Origin of the sequence: Amycolatopsis nigrescens CSC17Ta-90 (genome assembly GCF_000384315.1) — a bacterium.
GTDB classification, from domain to species: domain Bacteria; phylum Actinomycetota; class Actinomycetes; order Mycobacteriales; family Pseudonocardiaceae; genus Amycolatopsis; species Amycolatopsis nigrescens.
On the sequence record NZ_ARVW01000001.1, the window covers coordinates 6578796 to 6597227 of the forward strand.

The 18432-nt window shown below is 70.4% G+C and carries 13 protein-coding genes; 5 read left to right on the top strand and 8 right to left on the bottom strand.

All coding sequences use genetic code 11. The annotated features are described in order from the left end of the window. Positions 1-21: 21 nt before the first annotated feature. From AMYNI_RS0131380 to AMYNI_RS0131400, 5 genes are all read right to left on the bottom strand, one after another. Complete coding sequence (locus AMYNI_RS0131380) at positions 22-513, bottom strand: immunity 26/phosphotriesterase HocA family protein (protein ID WP_020672062.1); 492 nt, start codon at positions 511-513, stop codon at positions 22-24. Continuing rightward, positions 513-4961 (bottom strand): DUF6531 domain-containing protein, encoded by a 4449-nt coding sequence (locus tag AMYNI_RS0131385; protein WP_020672063.1) that lies wholly within the window; start codon positions 4959-4961, stop codon positions 513-515. The genes AMYNI_RS0131380 and AMYNI_RS0131385 overlap by 1 nt, the downstream gene beginning before the upstream one ends. Continuing rightward, positions 4961-5323, bottom strand: a complete 363-nt coding sequence (locus tag AMYNI_RS0131390; RefSeq protein WP_020672064.1) for a hypothetical protein — start codon at positions 5321-5323, stop codon at positions 4961-4963. Before AMYNI_RS0131390 ends, AMYNI_RS0131385 begins: the two co-directional genes overlap by 1 nt. Positions 5324-5428: 105 nt before the next feature. Then, positions 5429-6619 (bottom strand): cation:proton antiporter, encoded by a 1191-nt coding sequence (locus AMYNI_RS0131395; protein ID WP_020672065.1) that lies wholly within the window; start codon positions 6617-6619, stop codon positions 5429-5431. Positions 6620-6626: 7 nt separating this feature from the next. After that, on the bottom strand, positions 6627-7109 hold the full coding sequence (locus AMYNI_RS0131400; RefSeq protein ID WP_020672066.1) for a cation:proton antiporter regulatory subunit: 483 nt from the start codon (positions 7107-7109) through the stop codon (positions 6627-6629). A gap of 138 nt (positions 7110-7247) precedes the next feature. Here AMYNI_RS0131400 and cmk point away from each other — a divergent pair, with 138 nt between their 5' ends. The 5 genes from cmk to AMYNI_RS0131425 all read left to right on the top strand — a co-directional run bounded on the left by cmk (position 7248) and on the right by AMYNI_RS0131425 (position 15816). Further along, positions 7248-7964, top strand: coding sequence for a (d)CMP kinase (gene cmk, locus AMYNI_RS0131405; protein ID WP_020672067.1), 717 nt, complete (start codon positions 7248-7250; stop codon positions 7962-7964). Then, positions 7961-8665, top strand: a complete 705-nt coding sequence (locus AMYNI_RS0131410; RefSeq protein WP_020672068.1) for a lysophospholipid acyltransferase family protein — start codon at positions 7961-7963, stop codon at positions 8663-8665. The genes cmk and AMYNI_RS0131410 overlap by 4 nt, the downstream gene beginning before the upstream one ends. A 74-nt stretch (positions 8666-8739) precedes the next feature. After that, positions 8740-10155, top strand: a complete 1416-nt coding sequence (gene der / locus AMYNI_RS0131415; protein WP_020672069.1) for a ribosome biogenesis GTPase Der — start codon at positions 8740-8742, stop codon at positions 10153-10155. A 379-nt stretch (positions 10156-10534) separates the two neighbouring features. Beyond that, the gene (locus AMYNI_RS0131420; protein WP_020672070.1) at positions 10535-14470 is read left to right on the top strand and encodes a Pls/PosA family non-ribosomal peptide synthetase; all 3936 of its coding nucleotides are present in this window, start codon (positions 10535-10537) and stop codon (positions 14468-14470) included. Then, positions 14467-15816, top strand: coding sequence for a M1 family metallopeptidase (locus AMYNI_RS0131425; protein WP_020672071.1), 1350 nt, complete (start codon positions 14467-14469; stop codon positions 15814-15816). The genes AMYNI_RS0131420 and AMYNI_RS0131425 overlap by 4 nt, the downstream gene beginning before the upstream one ends. Here AMYNI_RS0131425 and AMYNI_RS0131430 read toward each other — a convergent pair. Genes AMYNI_RS0131430 through AMYNI_RS0131440 form a run of 3 tightly spaced genes read right to left on the bottom strand, consistent with a single transcriptional unit; the run spans position 15803 to position 18399 of the window. Beyond that, entirely contained in the window at positions 15803-16441 is a 639-nt protein-coding gene (locus AMYNI_RS0131430; protein ID WP_020672072.1) for a TetR/AcrR family transcriptional regulator, read from the bottom strand. The two genes, AMYNI_RS0131425 and AMYNI_RS0131430, sit on opposite strands and share 14 nt — an antisense overlap. A 38-nt stretch (positions 16442-16479) precedes the next feature. Continuing rightward, positions 16480-17772 (bottom strand): cytochrome P450, encoded by a 1293-nt coding sequence (locus AMYNI_RS0131435; protein WP_020672073.1) that lies wholly within the window; start codon positions 17770-17772, stop codon positions 16480-16482. Positions 17773-17820: 48 nt separating this feature from the next. Next, entirely contained in the window at positions 17821-18399 is a 579-nt protein-coding gene (locus AMYNI_RS0131440) for a TetR/AcrR family transcriptional regulator (RefSeq protein WP_020672074.1), read from the bottom strand. Between the last annotated feature and the right edge of the window lie 33 nt (positions 18400-18432).

The window sequence follows — 18432 nt, forward strand, 5'->3', positions numbered from 1 at the left end:
CGTCGACCGAAAGCCGGTTGGCTACTTCACCGGGGCACGCTTGATACCGAGGGCATCGGATACGAGGTCGTCGATGGCTCGGTAACTGCCGAGCGACCAGCTACCACAGGGTTCCACCGGTCCCGCGATCTCGCTGCCGGTCTCGTCGAAGTACTTTTTTCTACTGGCGCTCCAGAAGCAATGCTGGCGCAGGAGGTCCGCCGGGCCGATCTCGGCCTGCGCTACTGTCTCGAAAGCTCCCTTCGTCCAACCCATCCGGTTGGTGTACTCCGGGGCGATAAGCAGGCGGTCGGGCGTGAGCTGGTCGAGCGGCGGTTCCCTGGTCGTCGCTCGCGCGTCGTAGATGTACAGCAGGTAGGCACCTGGCATGGGCGCGCGCCCCTGTGGCAGTTCCGCAAAGATCACCCGGCCGAACAGATACTGCTCGTCCGGTAGCAACATGGTGAACACGTCACCGGGCTGCGGTTTCTTGCTCGACCGCTTCAGGTACTTGAAGTTCGTGTCCAGCTCCACTATTCAAGGCCATTCTGTCGACGCCACCAACGTCCCCATTCTACCGCTGGGTCATGAATATCGCGATGTGGGGCTATTTCATTTCTGGCGTTCTCCCACTCCGGATGGTCGCTGATGTAGCTTTGCTCGATGGCGCGGGCCTGACCTCGGGTCATGTCTTGGGTGTTCAGCTGTTCCAGTCGTTCGAATCTCTCGCCATGCTCACCACCGCGACGTTCGATATCGTTGCTGATTCCGACGTAGTTCGGTTCCCCGTCCACAATGCCGTGATAAATGCCGTGGCCGCCGACACCGTTGTGGTTCTGGTTCAGGTACGCGGGGAACTCGGGCTCGGGATCCGGGTCGGCGTCTCCGCAGTCGAGACCCAGCGCATCGAGTTGGCGCAACGGGTTCGCCACGTAGGCATGCGGGTTCGGTCCCGGCGCCAGTCCCAGCGGATCGCTGGAGGCATAGTGACCGGTCGCGGGGTCGTAGTGCCGGTAGTAGTTGTAGTGGAAGCCGCTTTCCGGGTCGTGGTACTGGCCGGGAAAACGCAGTGGTGTCCCGGCGGTGGCGGTCAGCTCGGTGAGCGCCCTGCCCCAGAGCGTCGTCTGGGATTTCCAGGCCACCTCGCCCGCCGGATCGACCAGTTCGGTCGGGGTTCCGATCAGGTCGGTGACGATGGAGTAGAAGCGCTGGTCGACCCACTCCTGAGGGGCGTCGGGCCGGCGCCCGCGCTCGACCTGGGTCACCGGCCGCGCGGAGTTGGGCTGGTAGTTCCACGTCGTCGACCGGGTGCCGTCGTGGGTTTGCTCGGCCAGGACCGAGCCGTCCCAAGCGAAGTCCACCTGCTCGGCCACGGAACCGTCCGGTGCCACGCGCTGTTTGGCGATTCGTCTGCCGATCGCGTCGTAGCGGTACCGCCAGCGGGTGCCGTCGGGTGTGACGACCTCGACCAGTCGGTCGTCCGCGTCCCAGACGTAATGCCAGGTGTCGGGTTTCGCGGAGAGCCTTTTCTTCTGCCGCAGTACCACCCGGCCCTGGCGGTCGTGCTGATAGCGCACGTTGCCGGCGCGCTGGACCAGAGTGCCGGTGTGCTCCCGCGGACCGAGCTCGTCACCGTCCCGGCTCGGCCATTCGGCCATGGTGAGGTTTCCAGCGGCGTCATAGGCGTACCGCTCGGACCAGCCAGGCCCGTTCACCCCGGTGACCCGTCCGGTCTGGTCGAGGTCGTACCTTCGCGGCCCCGCGAGATCGTCCTCGATCGCGGTCAGCTGACCACTTGCCTGGTAGTGGTAGCGCCGCTGCTGGACCGTTCGCGCCGGGCCGGTTCCGGGCGCCCCGGCGATGGCCGAGAGCGTCTGGCCGGTCAGCCGGTGGTTGGCATCCCAGGTCTGCGCGAGCAGCGCGCCGGTGTCCAGCACCCGTTCGGTCTCGCGCCCCGCCTGGTCGTAGCCGAAGGTCAAGGTGCGACCGCCGGTGTGGATCGCGGTCGGCCGCCGATCCGCGTCGTACTCCCAGTTGCTCACGCTCCCGGTGGGGGTGCGGCGTTCGGTGCGTCGCCCCAACTCGTCGTAGCGAGAGGTGATGCGGCGCCCGTTGAGCGTTTCGGAGAGCACCCGGCCGAGCGCGTCGCGCTGGAACCGGACGTCGGCGTCGGCGTTGACCGCGCGCAGCAGGCGGCCAGCCGGGTCGTATTCGAAGCCGGCCACGGTGTCGCCGGACCGGCGCTCGACGATGTTGCCGAGCGTGTCGCGGGTGAACCTGGTGACCTCACCGAGGCCGTTGACGCGCTCGAGCAATTGCCCGGCCGCGTCGTTCCGGTAGCGGATCGTGCGCCCGTTGAAGTCGGTTTCGCCGACCAGATTGCCCGCCGCGTCGTATTCGTAGCGCCATTCCCTGCCCTGCTGGTTACGCACGCCAACCAGCCGGAGCTCGGTGTCGTAGCTGTATTCGAGGCGCGTGCCGTCGGGCCTGGTGTGCGCCGCGGGCAGATCGAAGTGCGTGGTTTCGATCCGGGTGAGTGCGCCGTGCGGGGCCATGTGGTCGACCTGGTTTCCCTGACCGTCGTAGCTCCACCTCTCGGTAGCGCCGTCAGGGAGCGTGCGGGACAGCAGCTTGCCCTCGATCGTCCACATGAGACGGGTCGTGCCGCCCATCGCGTCCGTGATCGTCACGACCCGTCCGAACCGGTCACGCTGGTAGCGGCTCGTCGCGCCCGCCGGATCGGTCACCGCGACCGGCAGACCTGCCTCGTTCGTGGTCACCCTGCGGATGTGGCCGAGTGCATCGGTCACCGAGCTGAGATGTCCTCGCTCGTCGTAGGTGTAGCGCGTCGTGGCGCCGGCCGGGTTGGTCAACGCCAGCAGGTTGCCTCGCTCGTCGTACTCGCGCCGCCAGCGCGAACCGTCCGGGTCGATCGTGCTCACCGGCAACCTGAGGTCGTTGCATTCGGCGAGCGACTGGCTGCCGTCCGGGCGGGTGATGACGGTGAGGTTGCCTGCTTCGTCGTAGTCGTAGCGAGTGGTACGTCCCAGCGCGTCGGTTTCCGCGACCAGCCGGTCGTGCCCGTCCCATTCGTAGCGCGTCTCGTTGCCGAGCGGGTCCACCTGGCGGATGAGCTGGTGCAGCTCGTCGAAGTGGTGCGTGGTGACGTGCCCGAAGGAATCGGTCTCCACGGTGACCCGGTTGTCCGGGTCGTATTCGAAGGTGCCGGTGAGCACGTTGCCGGAGCCTTCGGTGCGCACGCAGCGGCCGGTGTGGTCGTACTGGTAGCCGTACCATTCACCGTTGCGGTCGTCCCAGCGGGTGATCCGGCCGGCGTGGTCGTAGTGGAACCGCAGGGGTTGCCCGGAGGAGTTGGTCACCGCGGTCAGCCGTCGGTCCTGGTAGCCGAACCGGACCAGGGTGATGTCCTCGGCGGCGGGCTGACGCAGGCGCAACGACGTGACCAGCCCGTTCTCGGTGTCCACCCCGACGTGGTAGCCGCCGGAGTGGCGGACGCCGGTGACGGTGCCGGTGTCGTCGTGCTCGAAGTCGATGCGGTGACCGTTGCGATCCGTCACCGCCGTGATCGGAGCGGTTCCCGCGGTCGCGGGCGGGAAATGCAGGGTGTGGCCGGTTTCCGGCTGAGTGATCGTGTAGCCACCTTCGCCGGTCCGTGCGAGCGGCCACCGGGCACCCTCGGCCGGCAGCACGTCGCCGTCCTCCGCCGGGGTTGGGTACACCAGGATCACGCCGGCGGGACCGGCGTAGCAGACACCCCGCTCGTCGAACTCGAGCCGTTGGTCCAAAGTGGACGCCCAGGACGGTCCGAACAGGCGGCCCGCCCGATAGGACGAGACGTGCACCCGCTTGAGCACCAGCGGCAGCAGCCCTGGTAGGTCGACGTCGGTCTGGACCATGAACATCTCGCCGGTCGCCGCGTCGATCGGTTCCTTGCGGCCGCACCGGCCGACCGGCTCCTGCGCGGTGTCCTTTGGCTCGCTGGCGTTGTCCCGCAGCGAGCCGTCCTGATCGGTTCGGGCCGGCCCTGCGCCGTTCGTGTCGCCGGCCCGCCCGGAGTTGGCGCCCGGATCCGTACTGCCGTCGCCCGACGAACTGGGCGTGGTGTCCCGGGCGGCGGCGCGTTCGTCGCGGAGACCGGTGGCGTTGTCGTGTGCGCTGTGCGCGGCGGAGGAGGCCGAGGTGGCGCCGTCGCGGACAGCGCCGGCCCCGTCGCGGACCGAGTCGACGCCGCCCTTGGTCTGTGCGGCGCCCTCGCCCGCTTCGTTGGCGACGTTGATCGCGTCGTTGAGGCTGCGCACATCCTTGATCTTGGACAGCGCGCTGCCGACCTTCTGGATGCCCTGCACCACCTGCTGGGCGCCCTCGATGATGGCCTTGATGCCCTCGATCAGCTGCATGATCGCGTTGTAGATCTGGATGCCGTCGTAGACGAGCTTCACCGCGCGGCCCCAGCCGACCACCGGGATGGGCAGCATCGCGGCCGCTTCGATGAGCTTGTCGACCAGTTTCTTGATCAGGTTCAGCGCTTGGTCGCAGGCCCGTTTGGAGCCTTCGGCGACCTTGTTCAGCGCCATCCCGATGAGCTTGGCGGCCTGGGCGTCGACCTCGATGCCGACCGTCCACTCCTTGGCGATCAGGCCCTCGAAGGCCTGCGCGGCGTCGCCCTGCCAGGCCGGTCCCAGCTCCTGCAGGCCGGTGTTGAGATTGTTCCGGATCGCCTGCAGCGCGTCGCAGACGTTCTCCCACTGGGCCGCCTGCTGCGAAATCTTCTCGAAGTCGCCGGTGATCGGCTTGATGATGGAGTCGACCAGGCTCTCGCCGACCACCTGCTGCCAGACCCAGTCGACCGCCTGTACCTCGAAACCGGCCTCCCGGACCGCGTCCTCGACGGTCGGCCCGGTCGCGGCGGGGGTGCGGCCCAGCAGCGCGATCGGGTCCTGGGCGTCGGCGTAGGAACCCATCAGGCCGCGCCCCCGGTCTTCGGCGCGGTGGCCACGACGTCGTCGATCGGCGCGGTGAACTTACCGATCTCGGCCTTGGTCGCGGCGTCCTTCTTTTCGTACTGTTCGGCCGCGGTGTCCAGATTGGTCTTCACCTTGGAGAGCTTTTCGGTCGCAGAACTCAGCGCGTCGGTGTAAAGACCGACCACCCCGTCGACCACGGGGACGAGCAAGGCCAGCAGACCGGTGAAGCCGCTGGTGTCGCCGCCCTTGTCCTTCGCGTGCTGCTGGATCTTGGTGAAATGGCCGGTGCTGCGTTCCAGCAGCCCGCTGTATCCCCGCAGTTCTTCGGGCTCTACATGGAAGCTTTCTCCCCCTGGCATGGCGACCCCTCACCCGTGAACTCAGGTATTCGTGGGATCGAAAGTAAGACTTCCGCCGTGCACAGTGCGGCGCTTCCCGCAGATCCACCCGATGGGACTAGAGGTTCAGCCGGTGACGGTGGCCGGTGCGCGGGAGGTCTTGCGCTGCAGGGCGCGGGCCACCGGCTCGACCACCCTGGCCGCGGTCGGCCCGAGAATGGCCATCAGCAGGACGTACGCGGTGGCGAGCGCGGCCAGTTGGCCGTCCACGGTGCCGGTGGCCACGGCCAGCCCGGCGATCACGATGGAGAACTCGCCCCTGGCCACCAGCGCCGCACCGGCGCGGGCCCGGCCCATCCGGCCGATGCCCTGGCGCCGCGCCGCCCACCAGCCGGTGGCCACCTTGGTCAGCGTGGTGACCACCGCCAGCACGACCGCCCACACCAGCACCGGCGGGATCGAGGCGGGGTCGGTGTTCAACCCGAACACCACGAAGAACACCGCGGCGAACAGGTCCCGCAGCGGCTCCAGCAGCCGGGTCGCGTTCTCCGCGGTGGAGCCCGAGATCGCGATGCCGAGCAGGAAGGCGCCGACGGCGGCGGAAACCTGCATGGCCGAGGCCAGCCCGGCCACCAGCAGCGCGGCGCCAAGCACCTTGAGCAGGAAGACCTCCCGGTCCGGGCTGTCCACCAGCGCGGACACGTACCGGCCGAACTTCAGCGCGACCACGAGCACCACGGTGATCACCAGCAGCGAGATGCCCACCGCCTGCATGCCGCCGAGCAGGCTCACCCCGCCCACCACCGCGGTCAGGATCGGCAGGTACAGCGCCATCACCAGGTCCTCGAACACCAGGATGGACAGCACCACCGGGGTCTCCCGGTTGCCAAGCCGGCCGAGGTCGCCGAGCACCTTCGCGATGATCCCGGACGAGGAAATGTAGGTGACCCCGCCCATCACCAGCGCGCCAACCGGGCCCCAGCCCAGGATCAGCGCGACCGCCGCGCCCGGCGCGGCGTTCAGCACGATGTCCAGCACACCCGCCATCCAGGACCGCTTGAGCCCGGTGAACAGCTCGGCCGCGGAGTACTCCAGGCCGAGCAGCAGGAGCAGCAGCACCACGCCGATCTCGCTGGCCAGCGAGGTGAACTCGTCGATGTCGCCGAGCGGGATCAGCCCGCCCTGGCCGAAGCAGAGCCCGCCGACAAGGTAGAGCGGGATGGGCGACATGCCGATCTTGCCGGCCAGCCTGCCGAGTACGCCCAGGACGAAGAAGACCCCACCCAGCTGGATGAGCTCTAGTGCGGTGTGGTCCACGGGCGGCTCAGCCGTGCTTGAGGATTTTGATCGCGTGCTCCAGCCCCTCGGACGTGCCCACGGCCACCAGCAGGTCGCCCGCGGTGAAGGTGAAGTCCGGGGTGGGGGAGGGGTGCACCTGGCCGGCGCGCATCACCGCGACCACGGACACGCTGGTGCGGCTGCGCATCGCGGTGTCGCCCAGGGTGCGCCCGTCGAACGGGGACCCGGTCTTGATCGGCAGCTGCTTGGTGTTGATCCCGGGCAGGTCGCGGTGCTCCTCGGTGAGCTGCGCGACGAGCTGCGGTGCGCCCAGCAGGTTCGCCAGCGCGCCCGCCTCCTCGGCGGTCAGCGGCAGCGACGCCAGGCAGGCGTCGGGATCGTCGGACTTGGAGACGATCAGCTCGATCTGCCCGTCGCGCTGGGTGACCACGCCGACCCGCCTACCGTTGCGGATGGCGAAATCCTTGCGCACGCCGATACCCGGCAGCGGAGTCACTTCGACGTTCACATCTCCACGGTAACCCAGGCGCGGGCCGCTGAAGCCGACCGGCCCGGGCACCGGTGAAGCAGGCCAGGCAGAATAGACCACCGCAGGTGACAAGGCGAGTGGACAGGGAGCGGATCGGTGGCGGGAGCCCTACGCGGCGTGGTGGCCATGGACGGGCCTTCGGGTACCGGTAAGACCACGGTGGCGCGCAAGCTCGCCGAGCGGTTGTCGGCCGGCTACCTGGACACCGGTTCGATGTACCGGGTGGTCACGCTGGCCGTGCTGCGCGCCGGGATCGACCCGGCAGATGCCGCCGCGGTGGCCGCGCTGGCCCGCGGGGTGACGGTGGAGGTCGGTACCGGTCCCGACCGGCCCGGTGCGGCGCTGGACGGCGCGGACGTCTCGGCCGCGATCCGCGGCGACGACGTGAACCACGCGGTGTCCCCGGTCTCCGCGGTGCCCGAGGTGCGCGAGCTGCTGGTCGCCCAGCAGCGCCGGATCATCGACCAGGTGCTCGCCGAGGTCGGCGGGATCGTGGTGGAGGGCCGCGACATCGGCACCGTGGTGGCCCCGGACGCGCCGCTGAAGATCTTCCTCACCGCTTCGGCCGAGGTCAGGGCGGCGCGGCGGGGGGCGCAGGATTCGACCGCCGGGCGCACCGCCGCACCGGAGGACGTGCGGGCCGCGGTGGACCGCCGCGACCGGCTCGACTCCAGCCGAGCGGTGTCGCCGCTGCGCGCGGCCGAGGACGCGGTGCGGGTGGACACCTCCGAGCTGAAGATCGACCAGGTGCTGGTGGCGTTGTGCGAGCTGGCCAGCCAGCGCGGCATGCTCAGCGGCTGCGTGCAACCGGTGGGCTCCGAGGCAAGGCCGTGACCGGTGCCACCGATGCCACCGCTCGGACCGGTACCCGCCTGCCGGAGGACGCCACCCCGTGGATCCACGAGTTCGGCAGGCTGATCGGCCGGTACATCGTGCGGCCCGCGTTCCGGGTGCGGCTGCACGGGCGCGAGCGGGTGCCGATGACCGGCTCGCTGGTGGTGATCGCGAACCACAGCACGATGATCGAGCCGCAGCTGCTGTTCGGAATGTTGCCGCGGCGTTCGGTGTTCCTGGTCAAGGACACCCTGTTCAAGGGTGCGCTCGGCTGGTTCTTCCGGCGGCTCGGCCAGGTGCCGGTGCGCCGGGGCGAGCCGGACCGCAAGCCGTTGATGACCGCCGTGTCGGTGCTCAAGGACGGCGGCCTGGTCGGCATCTTCCCGGAGGGCACCCGTGGCTCCGGGGACGTGGCGAACGCGGAACGCGGTGCGGCCTGGCTGGTGCGCGCCTCCGGGGCGACGGTGCTGCCGATCGCGACCCGCGGCACGCTGCGTCCGGCGGGCAGTATGAAACGGCGGTTCCGGCCGCGGGTGGACATCATGTTCGGCGACCCGTTCACCGTCGAGGTGGGCAAGGGCAGGGCCGGGCTGGAAGAGGCGACGGAACGGCTGCGCGGGGAGCTCGCTGCGCTGGTGAAGTCGCTTGACGAGTGGCGGGAGGTGCACCAAGTTGACCGTTCTTCGCAAGGGAGGACGTGAACGCGGAAGCGCGTCCCAGAGAGCACAGTCGTGAGGCGCAGGGAATTGTTGCGCCGTAAGGGAAATGGGAAGTAATGACCGAGGTTGATGGCACCTGGTCCGACGAGTCGGAGTTCACCGCGCTGGACGTGGCGGTGGACGGCGAACAGGCGGATGGGGAAGCCGAGCTGGCGCAGCCCGTGCTGGCCGTGGTCGGCAGGCCCAACGTGGGCAAGTCCACTTTGGTCAACCGCATCCTCGGCCGCCGCGAGGCGGTCGTGCAGGACGTGCCGGGGGTGACGCGGGACCGCGTCGCCTACGACGCGCTGTGGGGTGGCCGCCGGTTCACCCTGGTGGACACTGGCGGTTGGGAGCCGGGTGCGACCGGGCTGCAGGCCGCGGTGGCCAGCCAGGCCGAGCTCGCGATGGCCGCCGCGGACGCGGTGCTGCTGGTGGTGGACGCTTCGGTCGGTGCGACCACCACCGACGAGGCGGTGGCCAAGGTGCTGCGCCGGTCCAAGCGGCCGGTGCTGCTGGCCGCGAACAAGGTGGACGACGAGCGGCTGCTGGCGGACACCGCGGCGTTGTGGAACCTGGGGCTCGGCGAACCGCATCCGGTGAGCGCGCTGCACGGCCGCAGCTCCGGTGACCTGCTGGACGCGATCATCTCGGCGCTGCCCGAGGCGCCGCGCGAGGGCGAGCCGAGCATGGGCCCGCGCCGGGTCGCGCTGGTCGGCAAGCCGAACGTGGGCAAGTCCAGCCTGCTGAACAAGCTCTCCGGCGAGCAGCGGGCGGTGGTCGACTCGGTGGCGGGCACCACGGTCGACCCGGTCGACTCGCTGGTCGAGGTGGACGGGCAGACCTGGCGTTTCGTGGACACCGCCGGGCTGCGCAAGCGGGTGCAGACCGCCAGCGGCACCGAGTACTACGCCTCGCTGCGCACCAAGACCGCGATCGACGCGGCCGAGGTGGTGGTCGTGCTGCTGGACGCCAGCGAGCCGGTCTCCGAGCAGGACCTGCGGGTGCTGACCATGGTGGTCGAGGCTGGCCGGGCGCTGGTGCTGGCGATGAACAAGTGGGACCTGGTGGACGAGGAGCGGCGCTACCAGCTTGACCGCGAGCTGGACCGCGGCCTGGTCAGGGTGCCGTGGGCGGAGAAGGTGAACATCTCCGCGCTGACCGGGCGTTCGGTGCGCAAGCTCGCGCCGGCGCTGCGCACGTCGCTGGCCTCCTGGGACCAGCGGGTGCCGACCGGGCAGCTCAACGGCTGGCTCTCGGACCTGATCGCGGCCACCCCGCCGCCGGTGCGCAGCGGCAAGCAGCCGAAGGTGCTGTTCGCGACCCAGGCCGGCATCCGGCCGCCGACGCTGGTGCTGTTCACCACCGGTTTCCTGGAGGCCGGTTACCGCCGGTTCATCGAGCGGAAGTTCCGGGAGCGGTTCGGTTTCGAGGGCAGCCCGGTGCGGATCAACGTCCGCGTCCGCGAGAAGAAGCCGCGCAAAGCCAAGTAGCCCTTCTCTTCCCGCGCTGTCCGTGAAGGGCACCTTGCCTACCTTCAACGTAGGGAAGGTGCCCTTCACGACATGTCGGGAGTGCGGGTGCTGCGGGAATGGCTCTACGGCAGAGCCGATTCCGAGCGAATCGCGCTGGGCCGATCCCGGAGCGTGGGCGCCGCGTAACGCCTGGCCGGTGATGGTCGACACTAAACTGAGACCCTTGGGATATCGTCCGTTTACCACGCGTATTCTGAACGGTCTGTAGCCGGGCGCCTCATTCGACGGAGCCAGCCCGAATGACATCGCCCGGAAGGTGAGTGATGGAACAGGTGCGAGACCTGGGTTCCACGCTGTCCGTTAAATCCGCTGTTTCCCCAGGTGAGGGGCGGTCGCTGTGACACTGACCGCCGACTCCCGCCCGCTGGCCTGCGTCGCCGAGGTGACCGTGGCGCCGTCTCCGGCGCCGCTGGCCGATCGCGCTCTGTTCTGGTCCGGCCTCGCCGCCAGTGAGCGCACCCTGATCGACATCCTCGCCGAGACCGCGGCCGCGCATCCGAACGCGCCCGCGCTGGACGCCGGCGGCACCGTGCTCAGCTACCGCAGGCTGGCCGAGGAGATCGACGTCGTCCGGCGGCGGCTGGCCGCCGAGGGGATCGGTGCCGGCGACCGGGTCGGGGTGCGGATCTCCTCCGGCACGGCCGAGCTGTACATCGCGATTCTCGCCGTGCTCTCCGCCGGCGCGGCCTACGTGCCGGTGGACGCGGACGACCCGGACGAGCGCGCCGAACTGGTGTTCGCCGAGGCCGAGGTGTGCGCCGTGCTCGGTGACGGCGGTGCGCTGGATCTGCGGGGCACCGCAGGTGGCAGGCCCGGCCGCCCTGGCCCCGGCGACGACGCGTGGATCATCTTCACCTCGGGCTCGACCGGCAAGCCGAAGGGCGTCGCGGTCTCGCACGCCGCGGCGGCCGCGTTCGTCGACGCCGAAGCGCGCCTGTTCCTCACCGAGGAGCCGATCGGCCCCGGTGACCGGGTGCTGGCCGGCCTGTCGGTGGCCTTCGACGCGTCCTGCGAAGAGATGTGGCTGGCCTGGCGGCACGGCGCCTGCCTGGTGCCCGCGCCGCGGTCGCTGGTGCGCACCGGGGTTGACCTCGGTCCCTGGCTGGTCGCCCAGCGGATCAGCGTGGTGTCCACGGTGCCGACCCTGGCCGCGCTCTGGCCTGCCGACGCGCTGGAGGACGTCCGGCTGCTGATCTTCGGCGGCGAGGCCTGCCCGCCGGAGCTGGCCGAGCGGGTCGCCGTGGAGGGCCGCGAGGTCTGGAACACCTACGGCCCGACCGAGGCCACCGTGGTCGCCTGCGCCGCGCAGCTCACCGGCGAGGAGCCGGTGCGGATCGGCCTGCCGCTGGCCGGCTGGCAGCTCGCCGTTGTCGACGAGCACGGCGAGCCGGTGGCGATGGGGCAGAGCGGTGAGTTGGTGATCGGCGGCGCCGGCCTGGCCAGGTATCTGGACCTGGCCAAGGACGCGGAGAAGTTCGCGCCGCTGCCGTCGCTGGGTTGGCAGCGCGCCTACCGCAGCGGTGATCTGGTCCGCGCCGAACCGGAGGGGCTGCTGTTCCTCGGCCGCGCGGACGAGCAGGTCAAGCTCGGCGGGCGGCGGATCGAGCTCGGCGAGGTGGACGCGGCGCTTCAGGCGCTGCCGGGGGTGGTCGGCGCGGCCGCCGCGATCCGCCGGACCAAGGCGGGCAACCAGGTGCTGGTCGGCTACGTGGTGCCGGGCACCACCGACACCACTGACACCACCGACACCGCCTTCGACCACGACCAGGCCGCCGCCCTGCTGCGCGAGCAGCTGCCCGCCGCGCTGGTCCCGCTGCTCGCGGTGGTGCCGGACCTGCCGACCAAGACCTCGGGCAAGGTGGACAGGGCCGCGCTGCCATGGCCTTTGTCCACAGTGGACACATCGGCCAGTGACCTCTCGGCCACCGAGGCATGGCTGGCCGAAGGCTGGGCGGAGATCCTGGGTGTCTCGGTCAGCAGCCCGAAGGCCGACTTCTTCAGCCACGGCGGCGGCAGCCTGACCGCCGCCCAGCTGATCGCGCGGATCCGCACCCGGCATCCGCAGGTCTCCGTCTCCGACATCTACCAGCACCCGAAGCTCGGCGCGCTGGCCACCGTGCTGGACGCGCTGGACGGCGCGAAATCCCGGCGCCGCGACATCACCCCGACCCCGCGGCGCACCGGTGTCGTGCAGACGCTGCTGTTGCTGCCGCTGCTTACCCTGGTCGGCCTTCGCTGGACCACCCTGCTGGCGGCGCTGTCCAACGTGCTGGCCATGACCGGGGTGTCCTGGGCGCCCACCGCGCCATGGGCCGCCATCGGCGTTGCCTGGCTGGTGCTGTTCAGCCCGGCGGGCCGGATCACGCTCGCCGCCGGCGGCGCCAGGCTGCTGCTGCGCGGCCTTCGCCCCGGCAGCTACCCCAGGGGCGGCAGTGTCCACTTGCGACTGTGGGCGGCCGAGCGGCTGGCCGAATTCACCGGGGCGGACGGGGTTTCCGGCGCCTCCTGGATGACGTACTACGCGCGGGCGCTCGGTGCGAAGGTCGGCAAGGACGTGGACCTGCACTCGCCGCCGCCGGTGACCGGCATGCTGAAGCTGGGCCGTGGCGCCGCGGTGGAGCCCGAGGTCGACCTGTCCGGGCACTGGGTGGACGGCGACCTGGTGCACATCGGCAAGATCCGGATCGGCGCGGACAGCAGGATCGGCTCGCGCAGCACGCTCTTCCCCGGCGCGCGGATCGGCAAGGGCGCGGAGATCGCGGCCGGGTCCACCGTGCGGGGTGCGGTACCGGCCGGCCAGCGCTGGGCGGGCTCGCCGGCCCAGCGGGCCACCAAGGACGCGCTGAAGTGGCCGTCGAGCCGCCCGCCGCGGTCGCGGTTCTGGGTCGCGGTCTACGGGATCACGTCCCTGCTGCTCGGGCTGCTGCCCGCGCTGGCCGCGGTGCCGGGCGTGTTGATGCTCGGTGCGGCCATTTCCGGCAGTGCCACCATCTCCGCCGCGACGGGCGCCGCGCTCGCCGTGGTCCCGCAGGCCACGCTGGCCTACTTCGGCGGGTACGCGCTGCTGGTGCTGGCCGGGGTGCGGGCGCTGAGCGTCGGCATGGTGACCGGCTACCACCCGGTGCACGGCAGGGTGGCCTGGCAGGTCTGGGCCACCGAGCGGCTGATGGGCATGGCCAGGACCGGGCTGTTCCCGTTGTACGCCAGCCTGTTCACCCCGGTCTGGCTGCGCCTGCTCGGGGCGAAGGTCGGCCGCGGGGTGGAAGCGTCCACCGTGCTCGCGGTGCCGAAGATGACCCAGGTGGACGACGGGGCCTTCCTCGCCGACGACACCATGGTCGCCACCTACGAGCTCGGCCACGGCTGGCTGCACGTGGCCCCGGCCAGGATCGGCAAGCAGGCCTTCCTCGGCAACTCCGGGATGACCGCGCCGGGCCGGGCGGTGCCGAAACGCGGCCTGGTCGGGGTGCTGTCCTCGACTCCGCGCAAGGCGAAGAAGGGCTCGTCGTACCTGGGCATGCCGCCGATGCCGTTGCGGCGCGCGGTGGGGACTTCCGACGCGAGCCGGACCTTCCACCCGCCGCTGCGGCTGAAGCTGGCCCGCGCGCTGGTCGAGCTGTGCCGGATCGTGCCGGTGATGTGCGGGGTGGCGCTGGTCGTGCTGCTGCTCGGCGCGCTCACCGCGGTGTACGCGGCCGCCGGGCTCGCGGTGACCGCGCTGGTTTCCGGGCTGCTGCTGCTCGCGGCCGGCCTGCTCGCCGCGGCCACCGCGACCTGTGCGAAATGGCTGCTGGTGGGGAAGTTCCGGGAGGTGGAGCACCCGCTGTGGAGCTCTTTCGTCTGGCGCAACGAGCTGGCGGACACCTTCGTCGAGGTGCTCGCCGTGCCGTGGCTGGTCGGTTCGATCACCGGGACCCCGCTGCTGCCGATGTGGCTGCGCACGATGGGTGCGAAGATCGGCCGCGGCGTCTGGCTGGAGACCTACTGGCTGCCCGAGTCGGATCTGGTTTCGCTAGGTGACGGTTCGACCATCAACCGCGGCTGTGTGGTGCAAACCCACCTCTTCCATGATCGAATCATGAGCATGAGCGAGGTGGCACTGGACCAGGGCGCGACCCTCGGCCCGCACGGGATCGTGCTGCCGGGCGCCAGCATCGGCGCGCGGACCACGGTCGGCCCCGGCTCGCTGGTGACCAGGGGCGACGCCGTACCGGCCGACTCGCGCTGGCTGGGCAACCCCATCTCGGTGTGGCACGGAGGGCGCCGGGCTTGATTCCGAAGGCATTCCCGCCCGAGCCGGGCGCCGCCACCTCCGGTGACTCCTATCTGCCGGCGCACGGCAACGGCGGCTACCGGGTCGCGCACTACGAGCTGGACCTGGAGTACCGGATCGGCCCGAACCGGCTGTCCGCGCAGGCCGTGCTGACCGCGGTGGCCACCCAGTCGCTGTCGCGGTTCAGCCTGGATCTCGCCGGGTTGCGAGTGAGCCGGGTGCTGGTCGACGGGCGCGCGGCGAAGTTCACCCGCGGTGGGCACAAGCTGCACGTCCGGCCGGCCAGGTCGCTGCCGCGGGGTGCCGAGTTCACCGTGGAGATCCGGTACGTCGGCAACCCGCGGCCGATCGGCGGCCAGTGGGGCGACATCGGCTGGGACGAGCTGACCGACGGCTCGCTGGTGGCCAGCCAGCCGGTGGGCGCGCCGTCCTGGTTCCCGTGCAACGACCATCCCGCGGACAAGGCCTCCTACCGCGTCTCGCTGACCACGTCCTCGCCGTACGCCGTGCTGGTGACCGGGAACCTGGTTTCGCGGCGGCACGGGGCGAGCACCACCACCTGGGTCTACGAGCGGCCGGAGCCGACTTCCACCTACCTGATGGGTGTCCACATAGGACGGTACGAGGAGATCGAGCTCGCCCGCGGCCCGGTGCCGCAGCGGGCCGCGGTGCCGGCCAGGTTGCGCCGGCCGTTCGCCCGCGACTTCGGCAGGCAGGCCGAGATCATGGACGTGTTGCGGGGGTTCTTCGGGCCTTACCCGTTCGGCGACTACGTGATCGTGGTGACCGACGACCCGCTGGACGATCCGATCGAGGCACAGGGCATGTCCGTGTTCGGCGCCAACCACGTGGACGGCAGGCGGACCCACGAGCGCCTCGCCGTGCACGAGCTGGCGCACCAGTGGTTCGGCAACAGCCTCACCGTCGCCGACTGGCGGCACATCTGGCTCAACGAGGGGTTTGCCACCTACGCCGAATGGCTGTGGTCGGAGGCGTCCGGCGGCGAGTCCGCGCACGCCGTCGCCCGGCAGTGGTACGCGAAGGTGGCCGCTTCGCCGACGGACGTCAGCATCTGGAACCCCGGTGTCAGCCGGATGTTCGACGTCCAGGTGTACAAGCGGGGTGCGCTCGCACTGCACGCCCTGCGCCGCCGGATCGGGGACGAGCGGTTCTTCACCCTGCTGCCGGCCTGGACCGGCGAGCACCGGCACGGCACGGTGACCACCGCCGCCTTCATCGAAATGGCCACCAGGGTGAGCGGGGAGCCGCTGACCGAGTTCTTCGCCTCCTGGCTGGACTCCGCCCGGCTACCCGCTTTTCCTCACGACGTGCTCAAGGGTCGCTGACCACCGCGGTGGCGATCCGCACCACCTCGGCGATCACCGAGTCCAGCGGGATCTGGTTGCCGCCGATCGACCAGTGGTAGACCAGCTCGTTCACCGCGCCGATCAGGGCCATCGCGCCGAGCCGGAAGTCCCGCGGGCTGGCCTCGCCGCGGGCGACGGCGCGTTCGGCGTCCGTCACCAGCAGCTTCACCCAGTGCTCCCGCCAGGCCAGCCGGTGCTGCTCCACCGTGTCGCTGACCCCGATGACCTCCACATAGGACAGTCGGGCCCAGCGCGGGTCCTTGGCGGTGGTGTTGATGTAGGCCCGCACGGCCAGCTCGATCCTGGCCCGCAGGCCGGCGTTCTCGGCTTCCGCGAAGGCCTCGGCCACCGCGGTGGCCGCGCGTTCGATGATCTGGTCGTGCAGGGCCATCAGCAGTGCTTCGCGGCTGGCGAACTCCTCGTAGAAGTTGCGGGTGGAAACCGAAGCGGCGGTGCACAGCTTTTCGATCGAGCTGGCCGCGTAGCCGTCCGTGCCGAACAGCTCCAGCCCGGCGGTGAGCAGCCGCTCCCGGCGTTCCGCCCGCCGGTCGGCCGCGGAACGGCCGCCGTAAACGCGGCTGGCGGGTTCTTCACTTGAGGGCACGGCCCAAGCCTAGGCCAACGCGGCCGCGCACGTCATGATCAAGTAGCCGCGCCGACCCCGGCCGGCACCGCGCGCACCGGGAACCGGTCGACCCCGCGGATCACCGTGGAGCCGAGCCGGCGAACCGGGCCAGCCTGGCGCAGTCCGGGCAGCCGTTCGGCCAGTGCCCGCAACGCGACCGTGGCCTCCATCCTGGCCAGCGGTGCGCCGAGGCAGTAGTGGATTCCGCTGGAGAAGGCCAGATGGTCCTGTTCCGGTTCCCTGGTGATGTCGAACTCGTCCGGCCTGGCGAAGACCCGCTCGTCCCGACCGGCCGAACCGAGCAGCACGATCACCGGGGTGTTCTCGCGCAGCCGCCGCCCGCCGAGCTCGAGCTGCTCGTGCGCCAGCCGCACGGTCAGCTGCACCGGCGGGTCGTAGCGCAGTGTCTCGTCGCCCGCCTTCTCGGCCAGTTCCGCCGGGGCGTCCACCAGCGCCGACCACTGCGCCGGGTCGGCGAGCAGGGCGAGGGTGGCGTTGCCGATCAGGTTGACCGTGGTCTCGAATCCGGCGATGAGCAGCAGCTCGCAGGTGGACAGCAGTTCCGGCATGCTCAGTTTTCCCTCGGCGTGCGCCAGGGTGAGCTGGCTGATCACGTCCTCGCCGGGGTCCTTCGCGCGCTGCTCGCTCAGCCGCTCGAACAGCCGGTAGATCTCGCCGGTCGCGTCGCGCAGCGCGATCGCGTGCTTGAGCGAGCTGATCCCGTCCAGCGACGCGGCCAGGATCCGGCCGTAGCGGGCGAACCGGTCGGCGTCCGCGTCCGGGATGCCGAGCAGCTCGCTGATCACCGCGATCGGCAGCGGGGCGGCGAAGTCGGCCTTCAGGTCGAACTCGCCCTTGGCCAGCGCGCGGTCCAGCAGGTCGTGGCAGATCCGTTCCACGGCGGGCTGGTAGCCGCCGATCTTGCGCGGACTGAACGCGGGCCTGGCCAGCGTGCGCAGCCGGGTGTGCTCCGGCGGGTCCAGTTCCAGGAACGAGGGGGCGAGCTGGGCACGGGAGTCTTCGAGGGTGCCGAACCCCTCCGGGTACTCGCCGGCGGTGGTCTGCACACCGAACCGGCGGTCCCGCAGGATCTGCCTGCACAGCTCGTACCCGGACGCGGCCAGCATGCCGGTGCGGCTGCGGTAGAGCGGTTCACCGGCCCGCAGCTCGGCGTAGACGCGGTAGGGATCGTTGCGCCACGGCGGTTTCCCGAGCCGGGCGACGCGGTCGCCGGCCAGGCTGAGCAACCAGGTTCCCGCGCGTTCCAGTTCGATTTTGGCACCGAGGCGAGCGTCGGCCAGTATTGCCATCACTGTTCCCTACCTTTCAAGTACGGGTTTCCGTGCGGTGCTTGGTGGTCATCGCCGGTACCCGAGCCCGGCCAGTGCGGTGTCCAGCGCGAGCCCCGGCGCGTCCAGCGGGGCGAGCTTGCCGAGGGTGATGCCCTCCCAGGCGGTGTAGACGAAGGAGTAGAGCGAGTTCGCCACCCACCACACCGGGAGTTCCGGGCGCAGCACGAGTTCCTGTTGCGCGCGCTCGACGAAGGCGTTGACCGGTTCCTCCACGCGTTCGAAGCGCTCGGTTATCGCCACTTCGGCGTCCAGTGAGGGCTGTCGCAGCAGGAAGGCGATCCGGGAGCCCAGCGGCACCAGCAGCTCGATCATCCGGCGCAGTGCCTCCGCCGCCGATTCGCCCTGGTCGTCCAGCCTCGCGTCTTCGATCGCGTTTTCGAGCAGCCGCAACGAATCGTGCGCCACCGCGACCAGCAGCGCCTGCCTGGTCGGGTAGTGCTTGTGCAGGGTGGTGCGGCCGATCCCGGCCGCCTTGGCGACTTCGGCCAGCGACGCGGTGGCGTCGGCGACCAGCACGTCGGCGGCGATCTCCAGCGTCGACGGCCGCTCACGTGCGATCGTCGATCGTCGGATGTGAACACTCATGTTCACTACCGTACACACGCCTCCGCGCCCCGG